General features: G+C 52.1%; 20 protein-coding genes. 19 read left to right on the top strand and 1 reads right to left on the bottom strand.

Annotated elements, in window-relative coordinates; translation table 11 throughout:
- Positions 1–37 precede the first annotated feature (37 nt).
- From MKY59_RS19245 to MKY59_RS19155, 19 genes are all read left to right on the top strand, one after another.
- Positions 38–1,348 carry a CCA tRNA nucleotidyltransferase gene (locus MKY59_RS19245; protein ID WP_339273214.1) on the top strand — a complete coding sequence of 437 codons (1,311 nt, stop codon included), beginning with the start codon at positions 38–40 and terminating at the stop codon, positions 1,346–1,348.
- The gene (locus MKY59_RS19240) at positions 1,335–2,312 is read left to right on the top strand and encodes a biotin--[acetyl-CoA-carboxylase] ligase (protein ID WP_339273212.1); all 978 of its coding nucleotides are present in this window, start codon (positions 1,335–1,337) and stop codon (positions 2,310–2,312) included. Before MKY59_RS19245 ends, MKY59_RS19240 begins: the two co-directional genes overlap by 14 nt.
- Positions 2,313–2,804: 492 nt before the next feature.
- The gene (gene panB, locus MKY59_RS19235) at positions 2,805–3,680 is read left to right on the top strand and encodes a 3-methyl-2-oxobutanoate hydroxymethyltransferase (protein ID WP_236419728.1); all 876 of its coding nucleotides are present in this window, start codon (positions 2,805–2,807) and stop codon (positions 3,678–3,680) included.
- The gene (panC, locus tag MKY59_RS19230) at positions 3,677–4,579 is read left to right on the top strand and encodes a pantoate--beta-alanine ligase (protein ID WP_339273209.1); all 903 of its coding nucleotides are present in this window, start codon (positions 3,677–3,679) and stop codon (positions 4,577–4,579) included. The genes panB and panC overlap by 4 nt, the downstream gene beginning before the upstream one ends.
- Positions 4,572–4,955, top strand: coding sequence for an aspartate 1-decarboxylase (gene panD, locus MKY59_RS19225; protein WP_236419724.1), 384 nt, complete (start codon positions 4,572–4,574; stop codon positions 4,953–4,955). The genes panC and panD overlap by 8 nt, the downstream gene beginning before the upstream one ends.
- A 93-nt stretch (positions 4,956–5,048) precedes the next feature.
- Positions 5,049–5,681, top strand: coding sequence for a tetratricopeptide repeat protein (locus MKY59_RS19220; RefSeq protein WP_339273206.1), 633 nt, complete (start codon positions 5,049–5,051; stop codon positions 5,679–5,681).
- A gap of 162 nt (positions 5,682–5,843) precedes the next feature.
- Positions 5,844–8,699 (top strand): ATP-dependent DNA helicase DinG, encoded by a 2,856-nt coding sequence (dinG, locus tag MKY59_RS19215; RefSeq protein WP_339273204.1) that lies wholly within the window; start codon positions 5,844–5,846, stop codon positions 8,697–8,699.
- A 166-nt stretch (positions 8,700–8,865) separates the two neighbouring features.
- Positions 8,866–9,573, top strand: a complete 708-nt coding sequence (locus tag MKY59_RS19210; protein ID WP_290371477.1) for a redox-sensing transcriptional repressor Rex — start codon at positions 8,866–8,868, stop codon at positions 9,571–9,573.
- Positions 9,560–10,864 carry an amidohydrolase gene (locus tag MKY59_RS19205; RefSeq protein WP_339273200.1) on the top strand — a complete coding sequence of 435 codons (1,305 nt, stop codon included), beginning with the start codon at positions 9,560–9,562 and terminating at the stop codon, positions 10,862–10,864. The genes MKY59_RS19210 and MKY59_RS19205 overlap by 14 nt, the downstream gene beginning before the upstream one ends.
- Positions 10,865–10,907: 43 nt before the next feature.
- Positions 10,908–11,444, top strand: a complete 537-nt coding sequence (locus MKY59_RS19200) for a DUF5590 domain-containing protein (RefSeq protein WP_236419714.1) — start codon at positions 10,908–10,910, stop codon at positions 11,442–11,444.
- A gap of 293 nt (positions 11,445–11,737) precedes the next feature.
- Entirely contained in the window at positions 11,738–12,265 is a 528-nt protein-coding gene (locus MKY59_RS19195) for a hypothetical protein (protein ID WP_236419712.1), read from the top strand.
- Positions 12,258–13,760: an AAA family ATPase gene (locus MKY59_RS19190; RefSeq protein ID WP_236419710.1), complete on the top strand. Its 1,503-nt coding sequence runs from the start codon at positions 12,258–12,260 to the stop codon at positions 13,758–13,760. The genes MKY59_RS19195 and MKY59_RS19190 overlap by 8 nt, the downstream gene beginning before the upstream one ends.
- A 134-nt stretch (positions 13,761–13,894) precedes the next feature.
- Positions 13,895–14,767 (top strand): 3-hydroxyacyl-CoA dehydrogenase NAD-binding domain-containing protein, encoded by an 873-nt coding sequence (locus MKY59_RS19185; protein ID WP_339273196.1) that lies wholly within the window; start codon positions 13,895–13,897, stop codon positions 14,765–14,767.
- Positions 14,764–15,969, top strand: a complete 1,206-nt coding sequence (locus MKY59_RS19180) for an acetate kinase (RefSeq protein ID WP_236419706.1) — start codon at positions 14,764–14,766, stop codon at positions 15,967–15,969. Before MKY59_RS19185 ends, MKY59_RS19180 begins: the two co-directional genes overlap by 4 nt.
- A gap of 100 nt (positions 15,970–16,069) precedes the next feature.
- Complete coding sequence (asnS, locus tag MKY59_RS19175) at positions 16,070–17,365, top strand: asparagine--tRNA ligase (protein ID WP_236419703.1); 1,296 nt, start codon at positions 16,070–16,072, stop codon at positions 17,363–17,365.
- Positions 17,366–17,379: 14 nt separating this feature from the next.
- A complete protein-coding gene (locus MKY59_RS19170; protein WP_236419702.1) occupies positions 17,380–18,084 on the top strand; it encodes a DnaD domain-containing protein in 705 nt (234 codons plus the stop codon).
- Between the two features lie 174 nt (positions 18,085–18,258).
- On the top strand, positions 18,259–18,846 hold the full coding sequence (locus MKY59_RS19165; protein ID WP_236419700.1) for a sigma-70 family RNA polymerase sigma factor: 588 nt from the start codon (positions 18,259–18,261) through the stop codon (positions 18,844–18,846).
- The gene (locus MKY59_RS19160) at positions 18,839–19,285 is read left to right on the top strand and encodes a hypothetical protein (RefSeq protein ID WP_236419699.1); all 447 of its coding nucleotides are present in this window, start codon (positions 18,839–18,841) and stop codon (positions 19,283–19,285) included. The genes MKY59_RS19165 and MKY59_RS19160 overlap by 8 nt, the downstream gene beginning before the upstream one ends.
- 28 nt (positions 19,286–19,313) lie before the next feature.
- Complete coding sequence (locus tag MKY59_RS19155; protein WP_339273193.1) at positions 19,314–20,564, top strand: multi-tm2 domain protein; 1,251 nt, start codon at positions 19,314–19,316, stop codon at positions 20,562–20,564.
- Positions 20,565–20,661: 97 nt separating this feature from the next.
- Here MKY59_RS19155 and MKY59_RS19150 read toward each other — a convergent pair whose 3' ends face one another.
- A complete protein-coding gene (locus MKY59_RS19150; protein WP_236419695.1) occupies positions 20,662–21,315 on the bottom strand; it encodes a methylthioribulose 1-phosphate dehydratase in 654 nt (217 codons plus the stop codon).
- Position 21,316: the final 1 nt, after the last annotated feature.

The following is a 21,316-nucleotide window of genomic DNA, read 5'->3' as shown; positions in this document are numbered from 1 at the left end:
CGTTGGAACGAAGCAGCCGCTGCCGGGAAGTAATGAGGTGAATGATGTGATCCAGTGGACACATGTAGAAGATCGGGAGATGGCACGGCAAAGCGAAAACGTGTTGCGCATATTGAACGAGAATGGTTATGAAGCGTACTGGGTCGGAGGATGCGTTCGGGATGAACTTCTCGGCCGAGCCGTGGACGATATGGATATTACGACCTCGGCCGCTCCGGAACAGGTGATGGAATTGTTTCCGGACTACATCCCGACAGGGCTGCAGCACGGGACGGTGACGGTGCGGTCCGGAGGATGCTTTTTTGAGGTAACGACGTTTCGAACCGAATCGGAATATAAGGACAGCCGCAGACCATCCGCCGTGCAATTCGTCAAGGACGTGAAAGAAGACCTTCAGCGGCGAGACTTCACGATGAACGCGCTGGCCATGGACATAAACGGGAAGGTCGTTGACCCTTTCGGAGGACAGGACGACATTCGTCATCGGTTAATCCGGTGTGTGGGTGCACCGAACGAACGCTTTGGCGAGGATGCGCTGCGAATGCTTCGCTGCGTCAGGTTTTCCTCTGTATTCCATTTTCGGATCACCTACAATACATGGAAGGCCCTTGTGTTGCAGCGTGAGCTTCTGCAGCATATCGCGATGGAGCGGGTCCGCACGGAAATGGTTAAAATGATGGCAGGACCGCATCCGTTACGCGGTTTGGAGCTGTTGTTCCGGAGCAAGGTGCTGGAACATGTCAAAGCTCCGGTCAGCGCTGAACGGTTCTCCCGAAAACGTTTGGGCGAGCTCGGTAAACTGGCCGGTGAACGTGCCATCTTGCGCTGGTCGCTGTTACTGTTGTCCGGTGGTTATGCGTGGGACGAGGCGGATGTCCTGCTGCGCGGTTGGACATTTTCGAATGACGATCGTGCCCGCATTACCGGCGTATTGCGAGTGGAAGATCACGTTCGTAATCTGATCAAGGTTCATCATGACGATCGGGGCTTACGGTCCGAATGGATTACCGGCGTGTTGACCTACGGAGATCGGGCGACCCGGGATTGGCTTCACATCCAGCCGCTTCTTCCTGAGCGTTGGCGGGACGAGAAGGAAGAGGAAAACGCGCGGCTTAGGGTTTTGCATGCACATGCTGCAGAGTGGAGCGATTCCATGCAGGTTCATGCATTAAAGGACCTCGATATTACGGGGGAACATGTGTTACGGCTGCTTGATCGCAAGGGAGGACCTTGGCTTGGGCAATTGATGAAACACTTGCTGAAGGAAGCAGCGATCGGAAATATAGCGAATCAGCAGGAAGCGCTGGTCGCTGAAGTAAAGCGGGTGAGTAAGCTTGACCAAGCATGAGGAATTGCTGAATATGCTGCTGAATTCCGGAGACGAATTCGTGTCCGGGGAGGAAATAAGCCGCAATCTGTCGATTAGCAGAGCAGCGGTCTGGAAACAGATCAACAAGCTGCGGGAGCTGGGGTACGAATTTGAGGCAGTATCCCGCAAAGGATATCGGCTCGTTTCCAAGCCGGCCAGCATTGACGCAGCCGCGCTCCAGTTGGCCCTGAAAACGACCGTTTTTGGCAGAAAGACGGTCCTGCTGAATTCGACCGTATCGACGCAAGGCGAAGTCCAGAAGCTGGCCGAGGAAGGGCATGAAGAAGGCATCGTTGTCCTGGCAGAGGAGCAAACTGGGGGCCGGGGCCGCTTTGGCCGAAAGTTTTATTCCCCTGCAGGAAAGGGGATCTGGATGAGCTTGCTGCTGCGTCCGGATCTGCCCCTGCAAAGCACGCCTCAGCTGACACTGCTGGCGGGGGTGGCTGTCTGCAGGGCCATTCGGGCATGCACAGGGGCGGACGTCGGCATCAAATGGCCGAATGACCTGTTGATCGGCGGCCGCAAAATGTGCGGCATATTGGTGGAATCGGCGGTGGAGGACCACGTCCTGCGTTATTGCGTCGCCGGCATCGGCGTGGACGTCAATTTCGAGGAGAACGACTATCCGGAAGAGCTGAGATCGATCGCCACCTCCATTCGAATGGAGACGGGACACATGGTCGATCGCGCCCCGCTGGCGGCAGCCATTCTTAACGAGCTGGAAGGGTTATATTCCATGTACAAAAAAGATGGCTTCGGCATCATTGCCTCGCTCTGGGAAGCGTTATCGGTTACCGTTCACCGGCAGGTGAAGGTGTATAATGCGCAAGGCTCGATCGAAGGCCGTGCGATCGGCCTTGACCCTTCGGGCGCTCTGCTCGTGGAACAGGATAACGGAGAACGCGTTATGGTCGTTTCGGGAGAAATATCGCTGATCGACTGAAAACATTGTCGAATATCGGCAACTGAAGTGAACATTTACGCGTGAAGTTTGGGCAGAACTCTGGTATACTGTCTTCGTGAGGCGATATCGGTTAAAGACATGCCGAATTGCACTCCGGGGCAGTATGCCATTTTGCGATGAAACGCAACATAAGCAATGCGCCGCTTGAGCTGATTGGATGAAGAACGAGCTTCTGCATTACCAGCTTCGGGCGCGGTTAAAGTGAGTTGTTGGATTCTGCTCTGAGCCGAAGAGGACCGAGACAGAAGGGACGATCGCAGGTGATTCTTTTTTGATAATATCAGTGGCGCGAACCTCGAGGTTTCGACTCGTTCCTGGTATTGCAAGAATATTTCCGCTGCAAGCGGTCTGTCTCCTTTCAGAAAGCGCGTCGTTGGACGTTTTTTCTAACTTTTCGGGACCTTTTTAGTGGGAAACTAAAAGGTTTTTTTGTTTTGTTTCAAATGAAAAGGAGAAAGGAGCCATACAAGAATGGCAAACAAACAGGCGTTAAACATCGTGAAAATGAAAAAATACAAACAGGACGGAATTCCGCTCAGCATGATTACGGCGTACGATTATCCGACCGCCCTGCTTGCGGAAGAAGCGGGAATCGATCTTATTCTCGTTGGCGATTCATTGGGAAACGTCGTCCTTGGATACGACTCTACCTTACCCGTCACGCTGGACGATATGGTGTATCATACCCGCTCGGTTGTGCGCGGAGCCTCCCATACGTTTATCGTGGCCGACATGCCGTTCATGACGTATCACGGCAGCGTGGACGAGACGTTGAAGGGCGTGCGCAGGCTGATGCAGGAAGGCCATGCTCATGCCGTGAAGCTCGAGGGCGGACTCGAAATCGCAGATACGGTTAGAGCCGTCGTTCAGGCCGGTGTGCCTGTGCTCGGTCATATCGGCTTGACCCCGCAATCGGTCAACCAAATCGGCGGATATCGCATTCAAGGCAAGGATGCTGCGGACGCGAAACGTCTGATGGATGAGGCAAAGGCGTTGGAAGCGGCCGGCGCCTTCGGCATTGTGCTGGAACTTGTCACCGAAGAAGTCGCGAGAGCGATTTCGCAGGAACTTTCCATTCCGACGATCGGCATCGGTGCGGGCAGAGGCTGCGACGGCCAGGTGCTTGTATTCCATGACGTGGTTCAATACGCGTCTCCTTATATGCCGAAGCGGTTCGTGAAAACCTATGGAGACGTTGGAACGCTTATTCGCAATAGCATCGGAGCTTACGTCAAGGAAGTTAAAGAACGTTCCTTCCCTGCCGAAGAACATGTATTCAATGCTGCCGACGGCGTTGTCGAGCAGTTGTACGGACATCGCAAAGAGAAGGTGGGAAGCAACGCATGAAGGTTATTCGTACAATCGCGGAATTAAGACGCGAGATCGGCTTGATGCGCAAAGCTGTGTTATCCGAAGGAAAAGAACCTATCGTAGGCCTGGTTCCAACGATGGGATACCTGCACGAGGGACACGCCAGCCTGATGCAGGCTGCCAGGGGCCAGAGCGACATCGTGGTGCTGAGCATCTTCGTCAATCCGATTCAGTTCGGTCCCAACGAAGATTTTGACAGCTATCCGCGGGACGAAGAAAGAGATCTGAACACGGCTCAAGCTCAAGGCGTTGATCTGGTGTTCATCCCTTCGGTGGATGAGATGTATCCTCGCCCAACGCAAACGACCGTGTCGGTATCCCGTTTGACGGAGCGCCTGTGCGGCGCTTCCCGTCCGGGTCACTTTGACGGAGTTACGACGGTGGTCTCCAAACTGTTCCATATCGTGCAGCCGGAGCGTGCATTTTTCGGCATGAAGGATGCGCAGCAGGTTGCGGTTATCCAGCAAATGGTCAATGACCTCAATATGCCGGTTACCGTTGTACCGTGCCCGATCGTGCGTGAGAGCGACGGGTTGGCCCTGAGTTCGCGCAATGTTTACTTGAGCGCAGAGGATCGGCAGGAGGCTTTGGTTCTGTCCAAGGCGCTGCGTTCCGCCGAAGATGCCGTTCGTGCCAAAAAGGACATTACTGCCGGAGATATTCGCCGCATTTTGCGTGAAGAAATCGGCCGTTCACCGAGAGCGGTCATTGATTATGCCGAAATTCAGGCATTTCCAAGTCTGGAACCTCTTGCGGATGAGGCGCTAGTCCATGGCAGGGACGATCTCTTGATCGCGCTCGCCGTAAAGTTCGGCAAAACCAGACTGATCGACAATACCATGCTGCAAACTACGGAGGTGCCATCTCATGTTTAGAACACTCATGAAATCGAAAATCCATCGGGCGACCGTAACGGAAGCCAATTTGAATTATGTGGGCAGCATTACCATCGATGAGGATTTAATGGAAACGTCAGATCTGATGGAGAATGAGAAGGTACAGATCGTCAACAATAACAATGGCGCTCGCCTGGAAACGTATGTGATTCCTGGTCCGCGCGGCAGCGGCGTAATCTGTTTGAACGGTGCGGCGGCGCGCCTGGTACAGCCGGGCGACACGGTCATTATCATTTCATATGCAATGATGTCCCAGGAAGAAGCAAACGTTCACCAGCCTACGGTTGTCTTCGTCGACGAGCATAACCGACCTGTACAAACGTCTAAAAAGGAAGTTCACGCCACGGTGATGTAATCGGCTGGGAACGAGAATGAAAAGGGACCCCCCTGCAAAAAATGAGTACAGGTCACTGCACTAATCCATTTTTTCAAGGGTGGGGATGCAACGATGTTCCAGCATGTTTTCGCGGAAATGAATGACATGTTAGATGAGATTATCAAGCGCTACCCTTCTGCCGAGGGCCTGAAAAAACAGGAATTGCTGCAAAAGTGGAATTTGCTCAAGCGGATGAGTGATAGCGTCATCGACGAATGGCTGATGTTCGAGGAGAAAATGAGCCAGGTTCGCGAGCAGGACATGAGGCCTGCGGCCAAGCTTGAACCGGAACAGGAAGCAGTGACGGCCCTTCCGGAATTGCATTTGGAATGTTTCAGTCGTGGCCAAGGATACTTTAAGCTGCAAATGTACCCGCAAGCGATCATGCAATTTTCCCGTGTGGTGAATGACTATCCCGACAGCGCGCTGGCCCGTTATTATTTGGGGCTTTCGCATATTCATCTCGAGCAGAACGCCGATGCGCAAGAACACCTGCAGCGCATTCTGCATCTGAATGGGTCCCCGAGGCTCAAAGGTCTTGTGTGTAATGCCCTTGGCTGCATCGAAGCCAAACAGGCAAACACCAAGGCAGCACAGATGTTGTTTGCGCAGGCCCTGCAGCATGACCCGACTTTGACCGAACCGCTGTACAATATGGACGCCTGCAGGCGCAGCAGCGGACCAATGCAATATGGAATCAGCTGACGCAAGGCATAGCCCGCAGGGCGTGCCGGCCGGCGAGCGAAAAACGGTGTCCCCTCCTTTGGCATAGCGGATGGGACACCGCTTTTTTGTCAGTTAATTTTCAAAAGCCCTTTTTTTTGCTATGCTGTAACATAGACTGAAATGAAGGGACCGTAAATTGCAATGAAATTTGCCGTTTTGGATTTTGAAACAACCGGCACACAGTCCGACGGCGAGATTATTCAGGTCGGGCTTGCCATAATAGATCATGACTACAGCATTTCTCAAATATACAGTTCGTATGTAAATCCGGAAGTTCCGATCCCGCCGTTCATTACGGGGTTAACGGGAATCACGGACGAAGATGTGGCGGACGCGCCATCATTGGAAGAGATGATGATGGAAATGGTGCCGCTGCTGGATGATGTCGTGCTGGTCGGGCACAACGTCGCCTTTGACTTTCATTTTCTCCAGAACGCGCTGGACCGCTGCGGTTATTTGCCGTTCACCGGCCGCATTCTGGATACGATCGATTTTCTTAAAATCACGTTCCCCTCGCTGAGCTCGTACCAGCTCGGGTACGTCTCGTCCGAGTTCGGCTTTCAACATGATCGTCCGCACCAGGCGGATAGCGATGCATTGGCTACGGCATACGTGCTGTTAAAGTGTTTTGACGAGCTGCGTGAATTGCCGCTCATTACGATCCAGCGCCTGAGCGACCTTTTTGCCCCCGAGGACAGCGATCTGGGGTGGTTTTTTGACGGGCTGCGCATGGAAAAGGAAGCCGAGCCCATTCAAGATTTGGATGGAACCTATTATCGCCAACTCGCGCTCAATGTAAGCGATTGGACCGAAATCGGCGCGCCTCGCGACGAGAAGGACGGTAATCCGCTGGCAGGCATCAGCTTTGAGCAATATATGGAGCAGGTTCGGAGCAACCTGCAGAATACGCTGGAGCATTATGAAGAACGCGAGGCGCAGACCCAGATGTTCAGCAGCGTCCGGCAAGCCCTGAGCGAGGATAAACACCTGCTCATCGAAGCCGGAACGGGCACGGGGAAATCGCTCGGTTACCTGCTGCCAGCCATCTATGAGAGCGTGAAGCAGGAACAAAAGGTAATGGTCAGCACGCATACGATCAACCTGCAGGAACAGCTGCGGGAGCGGGATATTCCTCTTTTGACCCAAGTTGTGCCTTTTCCTTTTAAAGCTGCGGTATTTAAAGGACGAGGACACTACCTGTGCCTGCGCAAATTCGAGCACAAGATTAACGGCCGCGAATTTTCGACGCCGAAGGAAGATTATTTTACCGCGGCGCAGATGATCGTCTGGCTTACCCAGACCGAGACCGGGGACGACGAGGAACTGAATCTCAGCGGCCGCGGCGGGGACTTCTGGGAGACGGTGCAGAGCGAATCGGAATCCTGTCTGGGGCGCTCCTGTCCTTGGTTCCGCAAATGTTATTATCACCGGGCCAAGCATGAAGCAGGCTTATCGGACATCGTCATCACGAACCATTCGAAGCTGTTTACCGACGTAAAGGCCAGCCATCAGCTGCTGCCGTCCTACGAGAGCCTTGTCATCGACGAGGCCCATCACTTGGAAGATGTAGCAGGAAAACATCTTGGACTTCATATGAAATATTTCACATTGGTGCATACGTTAACGCGTTTGTTCAAAGACAGCCGCAACGGACAGCTTCCGCTGCTGCGTTCTCAGCTGTCGGGACATGAACGTTCCGTCGAATGGGGATCGGCCATTGACCAGATGTTCCCGATTGCGCTGGAAGCCAAAGAAATATGGGATCGGCTCAGCGAGGCGCTGTTTAACCTGCTGCCGGAACGGACCGACGCTTCTCCGGGAGAGACGGGACAATTTTCCCTGCGTTTGAAGAGCACGCAGAAGCCGGCCAAGTGGGAGGAATTGCAGAACGAGGAGAATCAGCTTTACGTCACGCTTGGCGATCTCATTCGCAAGGGAGACAAGCTGATGCTCGAGCTGAAAGAGGATCAGGACGACTATCAGTCGGACAGCTTGATCACGGACATTACGGGCTTGTTCAAAGACCTTTCCACGCTGCGCGAAAACCTGCGCTTCTTCATGCGAATGGACGATGCTGCCACGGTGTATTGGATGGAAGCAAGCGGCCAGTTCCGCAGCAAATCGCTGCAATTGTATGCCGTTCCCGTGGACGTGAGCGCGCAGCTGAAGGAAATGTTTTTCGATAAAAAAAGAAGCGTCGTGCTTACGTCTGCCACACTGTCCGTGGATAAGTCGTTTCAATTCATGATTGACCAGCTTGGCCTGCAGGAAGCCGCGGAGCATGATCGTTTGCTCACGGCGATGCTGCCGTCTCCGTTCCGCTACCGCGATCAGGCGCTGCTGGTGATACCGCGCGATTTCCCGAGCGTGAAAGGGTCGATCGGGGACGCGCATTTCGTGGACATGCTGGTACGATCGTTGGCCGAGACGGCCATCGCTACGCGCGGGCGCATGATGGTGCTGTTTACGTCTTACCGCATGCTGCGCCAAGTGTATGACCCGCTTAAGGAAGCATTGTCCGGAAACGAAATCTCCTTGCTCGGTCAGGGCGTGGACAGCGGCAGCCGGTCCAAGCTCACCCGCAGGTTCCAAGACGCCAAAGCGACGGTGCTTCTCGGGACGAGCAGTTTTTGGGAAGGCGTGGACATACCTGGGGATGCATTGACATGTCTGGCTATTGTCAGGTTACCGTTCCAGCCGCCGAATCATCCGCTCCTGGAAGCCAAAAGTGAATTATTGCAGCAGCAGAAAAAAAACCCGTTCATGAAGCTGTCTGTGCCTCAGGCGGTCATTCGTTTCAAGCAAGGATTCGGAAGGCTGGTTCGCACAGCCAAGGATCGCGGCGTTGTTATCGTATACGATACGCGGGTGATCGAATCATATTACGGAAAATACTTTTTATATTCCTTGCCTGGGCCAAAAATGGAACACATGCTGACCGAGCAAATGGTTCCGCGCATCAGCGAATGGCTCGAACAAGACGTTGAACAAACCTAATTCAGGTAGAAACGACAGAACATTTTTCGGCAATGTTGCGAAACGCCTGCAAAAGGCGGTACACTTGTTGAGATTACATGGCTGCGGGTTGATACGTTAAAGAAGTACATCAAATATAAGGCGGCATCCTTCCTCTAAAATGATTCGAATTAGAGTACACGGCGGGATGCCTCCCTTTTCATCTATTTATCGCGCTTTGGCAAGGAGGAGCAAAAAAAACATGAAATCAGATAAAATTTCGGAAGCCGTCGTGAGGCGGTTGCCGGTATATCTGCGTTATTTGAGTGAATTGCACCAACGTGAGGTAACGACGGTTTCTTCGCAGGAGCTGGGACAGCGCCTGGACCTCAATCCGGCCCAGATCCGCAAGGATTTGGCCTATTTCGGCGATTTTGGCCGCAAGGGCATCGGGTATGACGTATCGTATCTCATTGAGAAAATCCGCCATATCCTGAAGATCGACCAGCAAATCAATGTTGCGTTGGTAGGAGCCGGTAACCTGGGTCATGCCTTGTCCAACTATAATGCTTACTTAAAGGACAACATGAAAATCGTGGCTGTGTTCGATGCATATGAACCCAAGATCGGCACCCAAATCAACAGCTTGAAAGTGCAAGCGATGAATGAGCTGACGGAATCGGTCAGAAACCTTAATATTCGCATCGGCATCATCACCGTCCCCGATACCGAAGCGCAGAATGTGGCCGACCGGTTGATCGAATCCGGGATCGAAGCCATCCTGAATTTTGCGCCAACCATCTTGAAAACCCCGCCGCATGTTCGTATTCATAATGCGGACTTTACGACGGATTTGCTAAGCCTTGCGTATTATTTGGAAAATGGAAAGGACGACGAGCAGGATGACGACAAATAAATGGGTTATACACAACGGCAAATTCGCCGTAAACAAAGGTTTGGAATGGAACGTGGTTCAAGGATACATGGTGGTGGAAGACGACAAAATTCAGTATATCGGCGAATCCTTGCCGGCAGAAGATGAAAGCCTGCCGAAAGTGGACGGAAAAGGATTGCTCTTTCTGCCAGGTTTGATCAATACGCACGGACATGCCGCCATGTCGCTGCTGAGAGGCCACGGGGATGATCTGGCGCTGCAGGTATGGCTGCAGGAGAAAATGTGGCCGATGGAGGCGAAAATGACGTCTGAGGACGTTTATTGGGGGGCGTCCTTGTCGGTGCTTGAGATGCTCAAAGGAGGAACGACGGCTTTTCTGGACATGTATGATCACATGGATCAGGTTGCCAAAGTCGTGGAGCAATCCGGCATTCGTGCAGCGCTCGCTCGCGGCGTCATCGGTCTTTGCTCCGAAGAGGAACAGAAGCACAAGCTCGGCGAAGCGGCTGCGTTTGCCCGCGACTGGAACGGGAAGGCAAATGGACGGATTACTGCCGTAATGTCTCCGCATGCGCCTTATACGTGCCCTCCGGATTACATAGAAAAGTTTGTGCAGGTTGCCCATGATCTGAATTTGCCGCTTCATACCCATATGTCCGAAACGCTGCGCGAAGTGGAACAGAACGTGACCGATTACGGTCTGCGTCCTGTAGCGCACTTGGAGAAGCTTGGCTTTTTCTCGCGGCCTTCCCTCGTGGCTCATGCCGTGCATTTAAACGATGAGGAAATCGAGATTTTGGCTCGCCATAACGTTGCAGTATCTCATAATCCGGGCAGCAATCTGAAGCTGGCTTCCGGCATTGCGCGAGTTCCTGAGCTGCTGAAAGCGGGCGTGACCGTTTCTTTGGGAACAGACGGACCGGCGAGCAATAACAATTTGGACATGTTTGAAGAGATGCGTCTGGCGGCATTGATTCATAAAGGCGTGTCCGGTGATCCGACTGCGGTTCCGGCCGGCGAAGCGCTTCTGCTTGGAACGGCATACGGAGCACGCTCGATTTTCCTCGACAATACCGGCTTGCTTGAAACGGGAATGAAGGCGGATTTCATCGGGGTCAACATAGACCAGCCTCATCTGTACCCGCATACCGATCTGATTTCCCATGCCATTTATTCGGCGTCGGCCAAAGACGTGGAGCATGTGTGGGTAGATGGCAAACAAGTGGTGAAACATGGCGAGTGCCTGACGATGGACGAGGAACGCATTTTGCGTGAAGCTCAATCGGCGTTTGAGGGCCTGCTCGCCCGTTAATTTCTCATGGGCGCAGCCTCATCAGGGAAAGGGAGTTCGGCTTTTGAAGAAAAAGAAAAAGAAAAAGTGGATATGGATATCGCTGCTGATCCTGATCGTGGCGTTGATTGTATTGCAGCGCTATTACGTCTATGTGACCAAGGACCAGCGCAATCAGGAGGCGCTCGCCCTGCAGGCCGCCCAGCAGCAGCTGGAGCTGACGTCCTACGATAATTTTCAAAAATTCGTATGGGGACAGAAAGAGGGCGAAGACAGCATCTATTGGACGCTGAGCGGCACCAATAAGGATAACCAGGACGTCATTGTGTGGGTCAAGTTCGACGAGACGGGGAAACCGTTGTCCGGGGCGGGGGCAGTGCATAGCGAGCTGCTGCAGAACGGAATGTCCGAAGCTCAAATTCGCCAAAGATTCGCTTCCGAAGTCCCGAATGGCGAAATCAAGCGAATCCTGCCTGGCGTCGTGAACGGCATTTATGTATGGCAAGTTTATTATCATGATGATACACACAGTTATTATCGTTTCTATCGTTTTAGCAATGGGGAGCAAGTGGATCTGGTATATACGATTCCGAACAGCTGACATGCTTACGACCAAACAACCGACAGCGAATGTTGCTGATCGGTTGTTTGCCGTACTTTGATGAAAATTTTGGATTTAAGTAGTTAAAATTAATAAATTCTTCAAATAATCGCCTTCGAAATCGTATATACGATGTGATATACTCAGATATGTACTTGTTGTGCAAATTCGAATGACGGAAATGCTGGAATTTTAGCAAGATGCACGTGCTTGTCGGCTTGCAGCATTTCCGCAGATGACTATACAACGCCCTGTATGGATTCATGCGGGCTAATTTTGGAGGGGAAGCACACTTGAAGTTAAAAGTATTGCCTATTGCTTTAACTGTCGTGATTTCAGCCGTCGTATTGTTTGGAGGTTGGTTTGCATATCGTCAGGTTGCCGTGCATAACCCCATTGAAAAAATGGTGACCCAGTATGACGGGGTCAAAGACGCTCAAATAACCATTAACCGCAATGACGTGTTGTTGAAACTTGATTTGCAGCCGGATGTCGATCTGGGCAAGCTGGTTCAATATATTCATAAAGAAGGACAAACCTTAATCGGTTCACGTTCCATCAAACTGGACGTCGTCGACCGTTCCAACGAAACGCTTGACAACTGGTGGGGAGAGGCGTTGTTCACCGTGGCTCAGGCTATGGAAAACAAACAGTATGCTGAAATTACGCCAACGCTAAGCAAGATGGCTACAGGCGGCATTAAGGTCAATACAGCGATGGACGATAAAAACGTATACGTTAGCCTCAGGGACGGAAATGCGAGCAAGTTTGTCATTTTGCCGCGTGTTCCGGGACAGATAGGAGTGTGGCCGAATGCCTAAATGGACAAAGGAAATTATCATTGGATTCATACCCGTGTTGCTGATTTTTCTCGCATTTATAGGGTTTAATATCATTCCCGTTCTCATTGCAGGTTTGCTGGTCGGAGCACTGATTCTGACGATGCAAATGCGCGGAGGAATCACGGTGGGAGCCGGGCAAGAGCGCAAACGCAAGAAAAAAGGGCCTTCCAAGCTCACCTTTGAGGAAATCGGTGGTCAGGACAGCGCCAAACAAGAGCTGCGCGAAGCACTGGACTTTTTGATTCGTCACGAGGAGATTCGGAAGTTCGGCATTCGGCCGTTGAAGGGCATTTTGTTGACAGGGCCTCCGGGAACGGGCAAAACGCTGATGGCCAAAGCGGCGGCTCACTATACGGATTCCGTGTTCGTAGCAGCATCAGGCAGTGAGTTCGTTGAGATGTACGTTGGCGTCGGCGCCGGCAGAATACGTGATTTGTTCCGTGAAGCAAAAACGCGTGCTGCCAAAGAAAACAAGGAAAATGCCATTATTTTCATTGATGAGATCGACGTCATTGGCGGCAAACGCGAAGGCGGCCAGCAACGCGAATACGACCAGACGCTTAACCAGCTGTTGACCGAGATGGACGGGATTTATTCCTCCGACACGCCGCGCATTTTGCTGATTGCAGCTACCAACCGCAAGGAGATGCTTGACAGTGCGCTCACGCGTCCTGGACGCTTCGACCGTCACATTCAGGTTGATCTGCCCGACAAGAAGGGACGGAAGCACATTCTGGAATTGCACGCGGCCAACAAGCCGTTGACAGAGGATGTGGACCTTGAGAAAACGGCCGAGGAGTCGTACGGATTTTCGGGAGCCCAGTTGGAAAGTGTCATGAACGAAGCGGCCATTTATGCGATGCGCGAAGGATTGCCGCTGATCGAACAGCGTCATCTGTCCTTGGCGATTGATAAGGTCATGATGGGCGAAAAGACCGACCGCGAGTCCACGGTGGAAGAGAAGAAACGGGTCGCCATTCACGAATTGGGCCATGCTATTATGGCCGAACTGGTACGGCCGGGAAGTGTCAGCCAGGTGGCCTTGAGTCCTCGCGGACAGGCTCTTGGATATGTGCGGCACAATCCTCAGCAGGAGCAATTCCTGTATACGAAACGTTTTTTGGAAGAACAGATCATGATTGCGCTTGGCGGCGCAGCTGCCGAAGAGATGTATTATGGCGGCCGCAGTACGGGATCGCGCAATGACTTCGAGCAGGCAACCAACGTCGTGCAGACGATGATGTCTTCCGGGTTGACGTCGCTTGGCATCGTCAACATGGACATGGTGACGACCGAAGAGCTGATGCGGGAAAATAAAGAGATTCTGCAGGGCCTGATGGATGAGACGAAACGCTTGCTTGAAGAACAGAGACCGATCTTCGACAACTCCCTGGATATCCTCATGAAGGAGGAAGTTTTGTCAGGGGAGCAATTTCGTTGTCAATTTCGTGACAACGCCCTTTTACCGGCATAATTTATGTATGCCGGTTATTTTTTTTTACTTTTTACTCGTGCTAAGATATTATTAGTTGTTGGGTCGAAATTTGTAATTTTCGGCGAACAGGGTACAATAGAGAAATAGAGAAGCGAAAGGATGGAGCAGAAACCATGTTTTTCAAAAAAATAGGAGTTGTCGGCGGCGGCACGATGGGGCAAGGGATTTCCCAGATGCTCGCAGCCAAAGGACTGGATGTGCTTCTGGTAGAAAAAACGGCGGAGAAGCTGGATCATGCCTACGACATGATCGAGACGAACCTCGATAAACAACTGGAGAAATGGGCCATTACGAAGGCCGAGAAAAAATTGATTCTCTCCCGGATTACCAAGGTAGCGCACTTGGCCGAGCTGGGTTCTTGCGATATGGTGATCGAAACGGTTTCCGAGGATCTCGAAGCCAAAAAGGCTGTATTCAGCAAACTGGACGAAGTTTGTCCTGCAAACGTCATTCTTGCAAGCAACACATCCACGCTGAGTTTGACCGAGCTAGCCAGCTCGACCAAATATCCGGAGCGTGTTATTGGCATGCACTTCATTCACCCGGTATCCCGGGTTGATCTTGTAGAACTTATTCGCGGGTTGAAAACTTCGGACGGCACCTTTGACGAAACCAGAAGGTTCGTTGAAGAGGTCCTGGACAAAAAAGGCGTCATGATCTATGAATCCCCTGGATTCGTTACTTCCCGCCTGATCTGCCTTCTGATTAACGAAGCACTGCACGTTCTGCAGGAAGGCGTCGCTTCCGCAGAGGACATCGATGACGCGATGCGCATCGGATACAACTTCCAGCATGGACCGCTCGAAATGGCCGATCGTTTCGGTTTGGATTCCGTTGAAGCGGCTCTGGAAAGAATGTTCCGCGAATTCGGCGAACTGAAATATCGTCCTTCCACCGTGCTCAAAAAAATGGTGCGCGCCGGACATCTCGGCGTGAAAACGGGCGAAGGCTTCTTCAAGTACGACAAGGATGGTGACCGGCTGTGAAATTACTCGTAATCAATGCGGGAAGTTCCTCGCTTAAATATCAATTGTACGACATGACGGATGAATCCGTATTGGCCAAAGGACTCGTTGAACGGATCGGCATGGATTCTTCGATTCTGACCCATAAACCGACAGGTTTCGAGGACGTAACGGAAGTCAGCGAAATTTTGGAACACACCACGGCGATCCGCAAAGTTATCGACATGCTTACCCATGCGGAATACGGCGTCCTGAAATCGGTCGAAGAGATCGAAGCCGTCGGCCACCGCGTCGTTCACGGCGGGGAAGCGTTCAAGGCATCCGCGCTGGTTGATTCTGAAGCGAAGTCCGAGATTCGCCGTTTGTTCGATCTGGCGCCGCTGCACAACCCGGCTGCCATGATGGGGATTCGCGCGGCTGAAACGAACATGCCTGGCGTTCCGCAAGTCATGGTATTCGATACGGCGTTCCACCAAACGATGCCTGAAAAGGCTTATTTGTATGCCATTCCGCGCGTGCTTTACAAAAAATACAAAGTTCGTCGCTACGGTGCCCATGGTACTTCCCATGATTACGTAAGCAAGACTGCGGCGGAATACCTGAACCGTCCGCTGGAAGATCTGAAAATCATCACTTGCCATATCGGTAACGGCGGTAGCGTAACAGCGGTTAAAGGCGGGGTTTCCGTGGATACATCGATGGGGATGACACCGCTGGAAGGCTTGATGATGGGAACGCGCAGCGGTGACCTTGATCCGGCGATCGTTCCATACGTCATGAACAAGGAAGAACTGAGCGTAAGCGAAGTCAGCTCCATGTTGAACAAACATAGCGGTTTGCTTGCCATTTCCGGCATCAGCAGCGACATGCGCGAAATCACGGAAGGCATGGAAAACGGAGATGCCAATTCCACGCTCGCTTTCGAAATGTACGAGTACCGTCTGCGCAAATACATCGGTTCTTATGCCGCTGCAATGAATGGCGTCGACGTCATCGTCTTTACGGCCGGAGTCGGGGAAAACTCCGTGGTGCTGCGTCAGAAAGTATGTGAGCAGCTGACATATCTGGGCGTTGAGCTGGATGAAGCATTGAATGCCATCCGTTCGGGCGAACCTCGCCGAATCACGACTGCAAACTCCAAAGTGGAAGTTTTGGTTATTCCGACCAATGAAGAATTGGTGATTGCGAGAGATACGCATCGAATCGTATTGAATTCCAAGTAATTGGATTGTAAAGTGGATATAGCAGCATCAGGAAGTGCAGGGGCAGGCAAACGCCTGCCTGCTGCATTTTCAAATTCAGGAATCAAGGAGAGATATGGGCATGACTACGAATTGTGTTATTCGTAACGTGAACGAGCATGTGGGCGAAACCGTAACGATCGGTGCCTGGATCAACAACAAACGCTCCAGCGGCAAAATCCAGTTTTTGCAACTGCGCGATGGAACCGGATATATTCAAGGGGTCGTTGTCAAAAGCGAAGTTAGCGAACAACTCTGGAACGACGCTAAAAGCTTGACGCAAGAGAGCTCCTTGTACGTGACCGGCATTATTCGCGAAGAGCCGCGCAGCAATTCCGGCTATGAGATGACGGTAACGGGCATCGAGATCATCCATTTGACCGAAAACTATCCAATCACGCCGAAGGAGCACGGGGTCGATTTCCTGATGGATCATCGCCATCTGTGGCTGCGTTCCCCGAAACAACGCGCGATCATGATCGTCCGCGCCGAAATCGTGCGCGCTGTTCAGCAGTTTTTTGATGATAACGGATTCACTTTGGTTGATCCTCCGATCCTGACACCTTCGTCCGCGGAAGGAACGACGAACCTGTTCCACATCAAATATTTCGACGAGGATGCTTATTTGACGCAAAGCGGTCAGCTTTACATGGAAGCGGCTGCGATGGCACTCGGCAAAGTGTATTCGTTCGGGCCGACATTCCGTGCCGAAAAATCGAAAACGCGCCGCCATCTGATCGAGTTCTGGATGATCGAGCCGGAAATGGCGTTTGTAGATCATGAAGAAAACTTGCGCGTGCAAGAACGTTTCATCGCTCACGTGGTACAGTCCGTGCTGAAAAACTGCCGTACCGAGCTGGAAACGATCGGACGCGACGTATCCAAGCTGGAACGCGTAATCGCTCCGTTCCCGCGCATTACGTATGATGAAGCGATCGAGTTCCTGAACGGACAAGGCTTCGATATTCCTTGGGGAGAAGACTTCGGTGCCCCGCATGAAACGGCGATTGCCGAGAAATATGAAACACCGGTATTCATTACGCATTATCCGGCCGAAATCAAGGCATTCTACATGAAACCGGATCCGAATCGTCCGGAGGTTGTTCTCTGCGCAGACATGATTGCGCCGGAAGGTTATGGCGAGATCATCGGCGGATCGCAGCGGATCGATGACCCTGAACTGATGCAGCAGCGCTTTGAGGAGCATAAATTGTCCGAAGAGGCGTATCAATGGTACATGGATTTGCGCAAATACGGATCGGTTCCGCACTCAGGCTTCGGTCTGGGATTGGAGCGGACGGTAGCTTGGATCTGCGGTTTGGATCATGTGCGTGAGACGATTCCATTCCCGCGCATGCTGTATCGTCTGTACCCTTAATGCTGAACCGTGGCATGATGGGGGAATTCGGCGCCAACGACTGGGTTGGCGGCATGGCGTACGGCATGGCATCGGGGACTGTCCCATTGCCATACGCGCTGCTTCGCTATTACCATCAGTTGGGATTAACGGATGCAGAGGTGCTTCTGCTCGTCCAATTGCTTGGATTCCGTCAAGTGGAATTCAATGCATTCCCAACGCTGGAAGAGCTCGCGCTACGTACGGGACAACCTCCCGAGGGCATCGCGAGAATGCTGCAGCGATTGATGAAGGACGGTTATATCCGCATTGAGGAATATCAGGACGAGGACCGCGACATCCAATATGAGCGTTACGATCTGTACGGCCTGTACGCCAAGCTTGCGGCATGTTTGGCGGAAGAGAGCAAAACAAGCCAAAATGCGCGAAGCTTTGACAACGTACGACCGAATTCGAACAGTGTTCAAATAGAAGAGGAAGAACGCAACATGTTCTCCATTTTCGAGAAGGAGTTCGGTCGTCCCCTCTCCCCGATGGAGTGCGAGACGATCTCGGGCTGGCTGGACCAGGACCGCTATCCGGAAGAGCTGATTTTGATGGCGTTGAAAGAAGCGGTATTTGCAGGGAAGGTTCACTTCCGGTACATCGATCGCATTTTGCTGGAATGGAGCAGGAATCGGGTCAAAACCGCCCAGGACGCCAAAGCGTATACCCAGCGTTTCCGCAGCGGCGGGCGTTAATCCGTGATCCCTTCATAATCGTTAGATTCGTGCACAAACAGGGCCAGGGCATAGTCTGGTCCTGTTTTTTTGTTGCACAGGGAGTGAGTCCCGCCAAAAAGAACGTAAGCTTTTCAGGCAAATGAACAATTTTTTAAAATGGTTTGGTAAAATGTGCAGGGGTGACCGGGACAGATGTCGTCTATACATGTGGAGAAGGAGGGGAGAGTCATTGACGAAGCGCGCTTAATCGAACAAATCCGCCAAGGAGAAACATCCTTGTTTCGTCTTTTGGTCGACAAATACAGCCAGCATGTGTACCATGTGGCCTATTCCGTTCTGCGGAACGACCAGGATGCCCAGGATGCGGCTCAGGAGGCGTTCATTCAGATCTATAAGTCTCTCTCCGACTACCGATCCGAAGGGTTTAAAACCTGGATCACAAGGATCGCCTTCCATAAAGCGATAGATGCCAAACGCAAGCTGAGCAGGCGAATTCCCGAAGAAGCCGGTGGAGACGAACGATTGGCCAGTCTGCCGGGGGGCGAAGAAGACATTCTCTCCCGCCTTGTGCGTGAAGAGCGCAAAGCATTTCTGAGGGAACGGATCAATCAACTGCCTGCCCAGCATCGGGACATTATCACCGCGTTCTATCTGAGCGAGAAAAATTACGAGCAGATTGCCCACGATGCCCAAGTCGCCGTAAAGACGGTGGAATCGCGTTTATACCGGGCGAGGCAGTGGATACGAAATCATTGGAAGGAGGAAGAGTGGCGTGAGTAAAGAGGTATTTGGAGCCCATGAATGGTCGGATTATATCGAAAACCGTTTGAAGGCTGATCAGATGGAACGCATGGAGCAGGCTTTGCTGGATGATCCGCAAGCGATGGAACACTATCTCGGAGCGCTGGATCGCCAGCAACAGCGACCTAGCCTTGCCGATCCCGCCCAATTTGCCGAGAACGTCATGGACCGAATTGGGGAGTTGGAATCGGCCAAACAGAAGCGCGTTTCCCGATCAAACCGTCGTCGGCGCTTACTGGAGCACAAGGTATTTCATTATGCGGTTGCTGCATGCCTGACACTAATCTTCCTCTCATCCGGAGTCTTTGACAGAATGGCCCCTTACCATAAGTTCCAGACTGAACACGGGAGCTCTTTCACAGAAAAATGGACGGAGGCGGCCACGTCGTGGCTGGATCGCCTCAAGCCCAAACCATAAACATTATCGCATTGCCTGAAAAGAAAGGATGACGACTGTGCAACCTGAACGCAGCAGATTACTCGCTTTTTTGTTTAATTTCATTCCGGGACTCGGCTTTTTATATTGGAGGCGTCCAGTAAAAGCCGCGATCTATCCGCTACTCTTTTTTGGAACATTGGTCGGTTCCTTCATGCTGGCCATCGTGTCACATGACGGGGGAGTAGTGATGCTTGCTGGCTGCATCGCGGCCGCGTTCTTCTGGGGCATCAACATGCTGGATATGTTGATCGTATTGTTGCGTACGCCGGCCCGACATCATGCCTATCTGAACACATATCCCGGAGCTTATGCGGGAAACATGGGGGGCATGGATCCTGACGGAATGTACCACCAGCATGAGGGTGAAGCGGATTACCTTCATGCGGAAGCCCCGTACACACAACAGCCTATGTATCGCAAAGGCAGCGAGGGAGAGCGTTTTTTCACGATTCTGCTCTCGTTTATCCCGGGATTGGGCCATCTGCACCTGGGACTGCTGCACCGCGGTCTATCGTTCCTGATCGCCTTTTTCGGATCGTTCGCGATGATGGTTTTCGTCGCCTCGATCATCGACGAATCCATTTTAATGTTCCTGCTTGTCTTGCCTGTTATTTGGGTGTATTGCATGTTCGATGCCGTGCAGCACGTGCACCGCAAACAGGCCGGAGAGGTGCTGCAGGACCGCACATTGTTCGAGGAGCTCGAAATGGGACGGGATTCCGGGCGGCGCAGCAAGGTGCTGGCAACGCTGCTATCGGCTTTTCCCGGCGCAGGGCATTTGTACCTTGGCTTGCAAAAAAGAGGCATACAGCTGATGTTCCTGTTCCTTGGAAGCATTTATGTCCTGGACCTGCTCAGGCTCTCGGTTTTCCTGTTCATGATTCCGCTGATCTGGTTCTACAGCTTCTTCGACGGACTTCAGTGTTCCAGCCGTTATGGGCGTGAGCCTTTGAATGATCAGCCGATATTGAAGGATTGGGTGCGGCACCAGCGTCTGATTGGATTTGGAATCGTGCTGATGGGAGCCTATTACCTTACGATCCGGTTAATTATTCCACAGCTGAATGAACTGTTCCCCGATTTCTTCGTAACCTATGAGATCAATTCCTACATTAACACGATTATCGTCTCTTTGCTTCTGATTGGGGGAGGGCTGAAGCTTTTGTTCGGCAAGCAGCGTTCCTCCAGTGGATCAAGCGCAGGGGATCATGATTCGGATTCCTTGTTCTTGTTCAAGGATCGGCAGGATCGGTATTAAGCAAAAACACGCCTCGCGCTGGGTAAATCCAGCCGCAGGCGTGTTTTTTCATCGATCAGAAGAGTACAGCGTTCAAGGATAAGCAAAAATCATGATTTCAGTTCGCAGCATTTTTTAACAACAGTTGGCGATACAATACCTCGAACAAAAATTCAAAGGCTTCCAGATGACGTTTGGCTTCAAAGGCGTCCTTGCCCCAGGCATAAATGCCGTGATTGCGCAGCAGAATGCCCGGAACGTTGGCATCCAGCACGCCGGGCACCAGCTCCGCAATGGATGGAATATGCGCATGGTTAGGCAAAATCGGCACGCGTACTTCCGCATTTTCTTCCCAGATGTTAAATGCTTTGATCAACTCGATGCCTTGAATCGGCACTTGGCCCTGCGCCCCGAAAAATTCGCTGATGAGGTTGTTGAACACGGTATGCACATGAAATACGGCGCCGCAACCCGTCAGGCGATAAATTTCGCAATGAATGAGCGTTTCGGCACTCGGTTTAAGCTCGGTCGCTTCAATCGCTTTGCCGTGTTTGTCTACGAACAGGAAATCCTCCGGTGTGCGCAGGGATTTGTCTTTACCCGAAGCAGTTACCGCGAAGTAAAATTGCTCGGGGTCGAATTCGCCCACGCGCATCGAAAGGTTGCCGCTCGTTCCGGGGAACCAATTGCGGCTGGCGAACAGTGCCTTGATATCCGCGAGTTCCTCAAGCACCCGGCGTTTCTGTTCGGTCGTTATTTTCTCAAAGCCCATC

The organism is Paenibacillus sp. FSL W8-0426 (assembly GCF_037969725.1).
Taxonomy (GTDB): Bacteria; Bacillota; Bacilli; order Paenibacillales; family Paenibacillaceae; genus Paenibacillus; species Paenibacillus hubeiensis.
Note: the sequence above shows the minus strand (reverse complement) of the source record. Positions and strands in the feature narration are given on the sequence as shown.

Excerpts from the sequence above, each read along its gene's own strand:
- panB (WP_236419728.1), top strand. The coding sequence starts at position 2,805 with ATGGCAAACAAACAGGCGTTAAACATCGTGAAAATGAAAAAATACAAA.
- panC (WP_339273209.1), top strand. The coding sequence starts at position 3,677 with ATGAAGGTTATTCGTACAATCGCGGAATTAAGACGCGAGATCGGCTTG.
- panD (WP_236419724.1), top strand. The coding sequence starts at position 4,572 with ATGTTTAGAACACTCATGAAATCGAAAATCCATCGGGCGACCGTAACG.
- MKY59_RS19220 (WP_339273206.1), top strand. The coding sequence starts at position 5,049 with ATGTTCCAGCATGTTTTCGCGGAAATGAATGACATGTTAGATGAGATT.
- dinG (WP_339273204.1), top strand. The coding sequence starts at position 5,844 with ATGAAATTTGCCGTTTTGGATTTTGAAACAACCGGCACACAGTCCGAC.
- MKY59_RS19210 (WP_290371477.1), top strand. The coding sequence starts at position 8,866 with ATGCCTCCCTTTTCATCTATTTATCGCGCTTTGGCAAGGAGGAGCAAA.
- MKY59_RS19205 (WP_339273200.1), top strand. The coding sequence starts at position 9,560 with ATGACGACAAATAAATGGGTTATACACAACGGCAAATTCGCCGTAAAC.
- MKY59_RS19190 (WP_236419710.1), top strand. The coding sequence starts at position 12,258 with ATGCCTAAATGGACAAAGGAAATTATCATTGGATTCATACCCGTGTTG.
- MKY59_RS19185 (WP_339273196.1), top strand. The coding sequence starts at position 13,895 with ATGTTTTTCAAAAAAATAGGAGTTGTCGGCGGCGGCACGATGGGGCAA.
- asnS (WP_236419703.1), top strand. The coding sequence starts at position 16,070 with ATGACTACGAATTGTGTTATTCGTAACGTGAACGAGCATGTGGGCGAA.
- MKY59_RS19170 (WP_236419702.1), top strand. The coding sequence starts at position 17,380 with ATGATGGGGGAATTCGGCGCCAACGACTGGGTTGGCGGCATGGCGTAC.
- MKY59_RS19165 (WP_236419700.1), top strand. The coding sequence starts at position 18,259 with ATGTCGTCTATACATGTGGAGAAGGAGGGGAGAGTCATTGACGAAGCG.
- MKY59_RS19155 (WP_339273193.1), top strand. The coding sequence starts at position 19,314 with ATGACGACTGTGCAACCTGAACGCAGCAGATTACTCGCTTTTTTGTTT.
- MKY59_RS19150 (WP_236419695.1), bottom strand. The coding sequence starts at position 21,315 with ATGGGCTTTGAGAAAATAACGACCGAACAGAAACGCCGGGTGCTTGAG.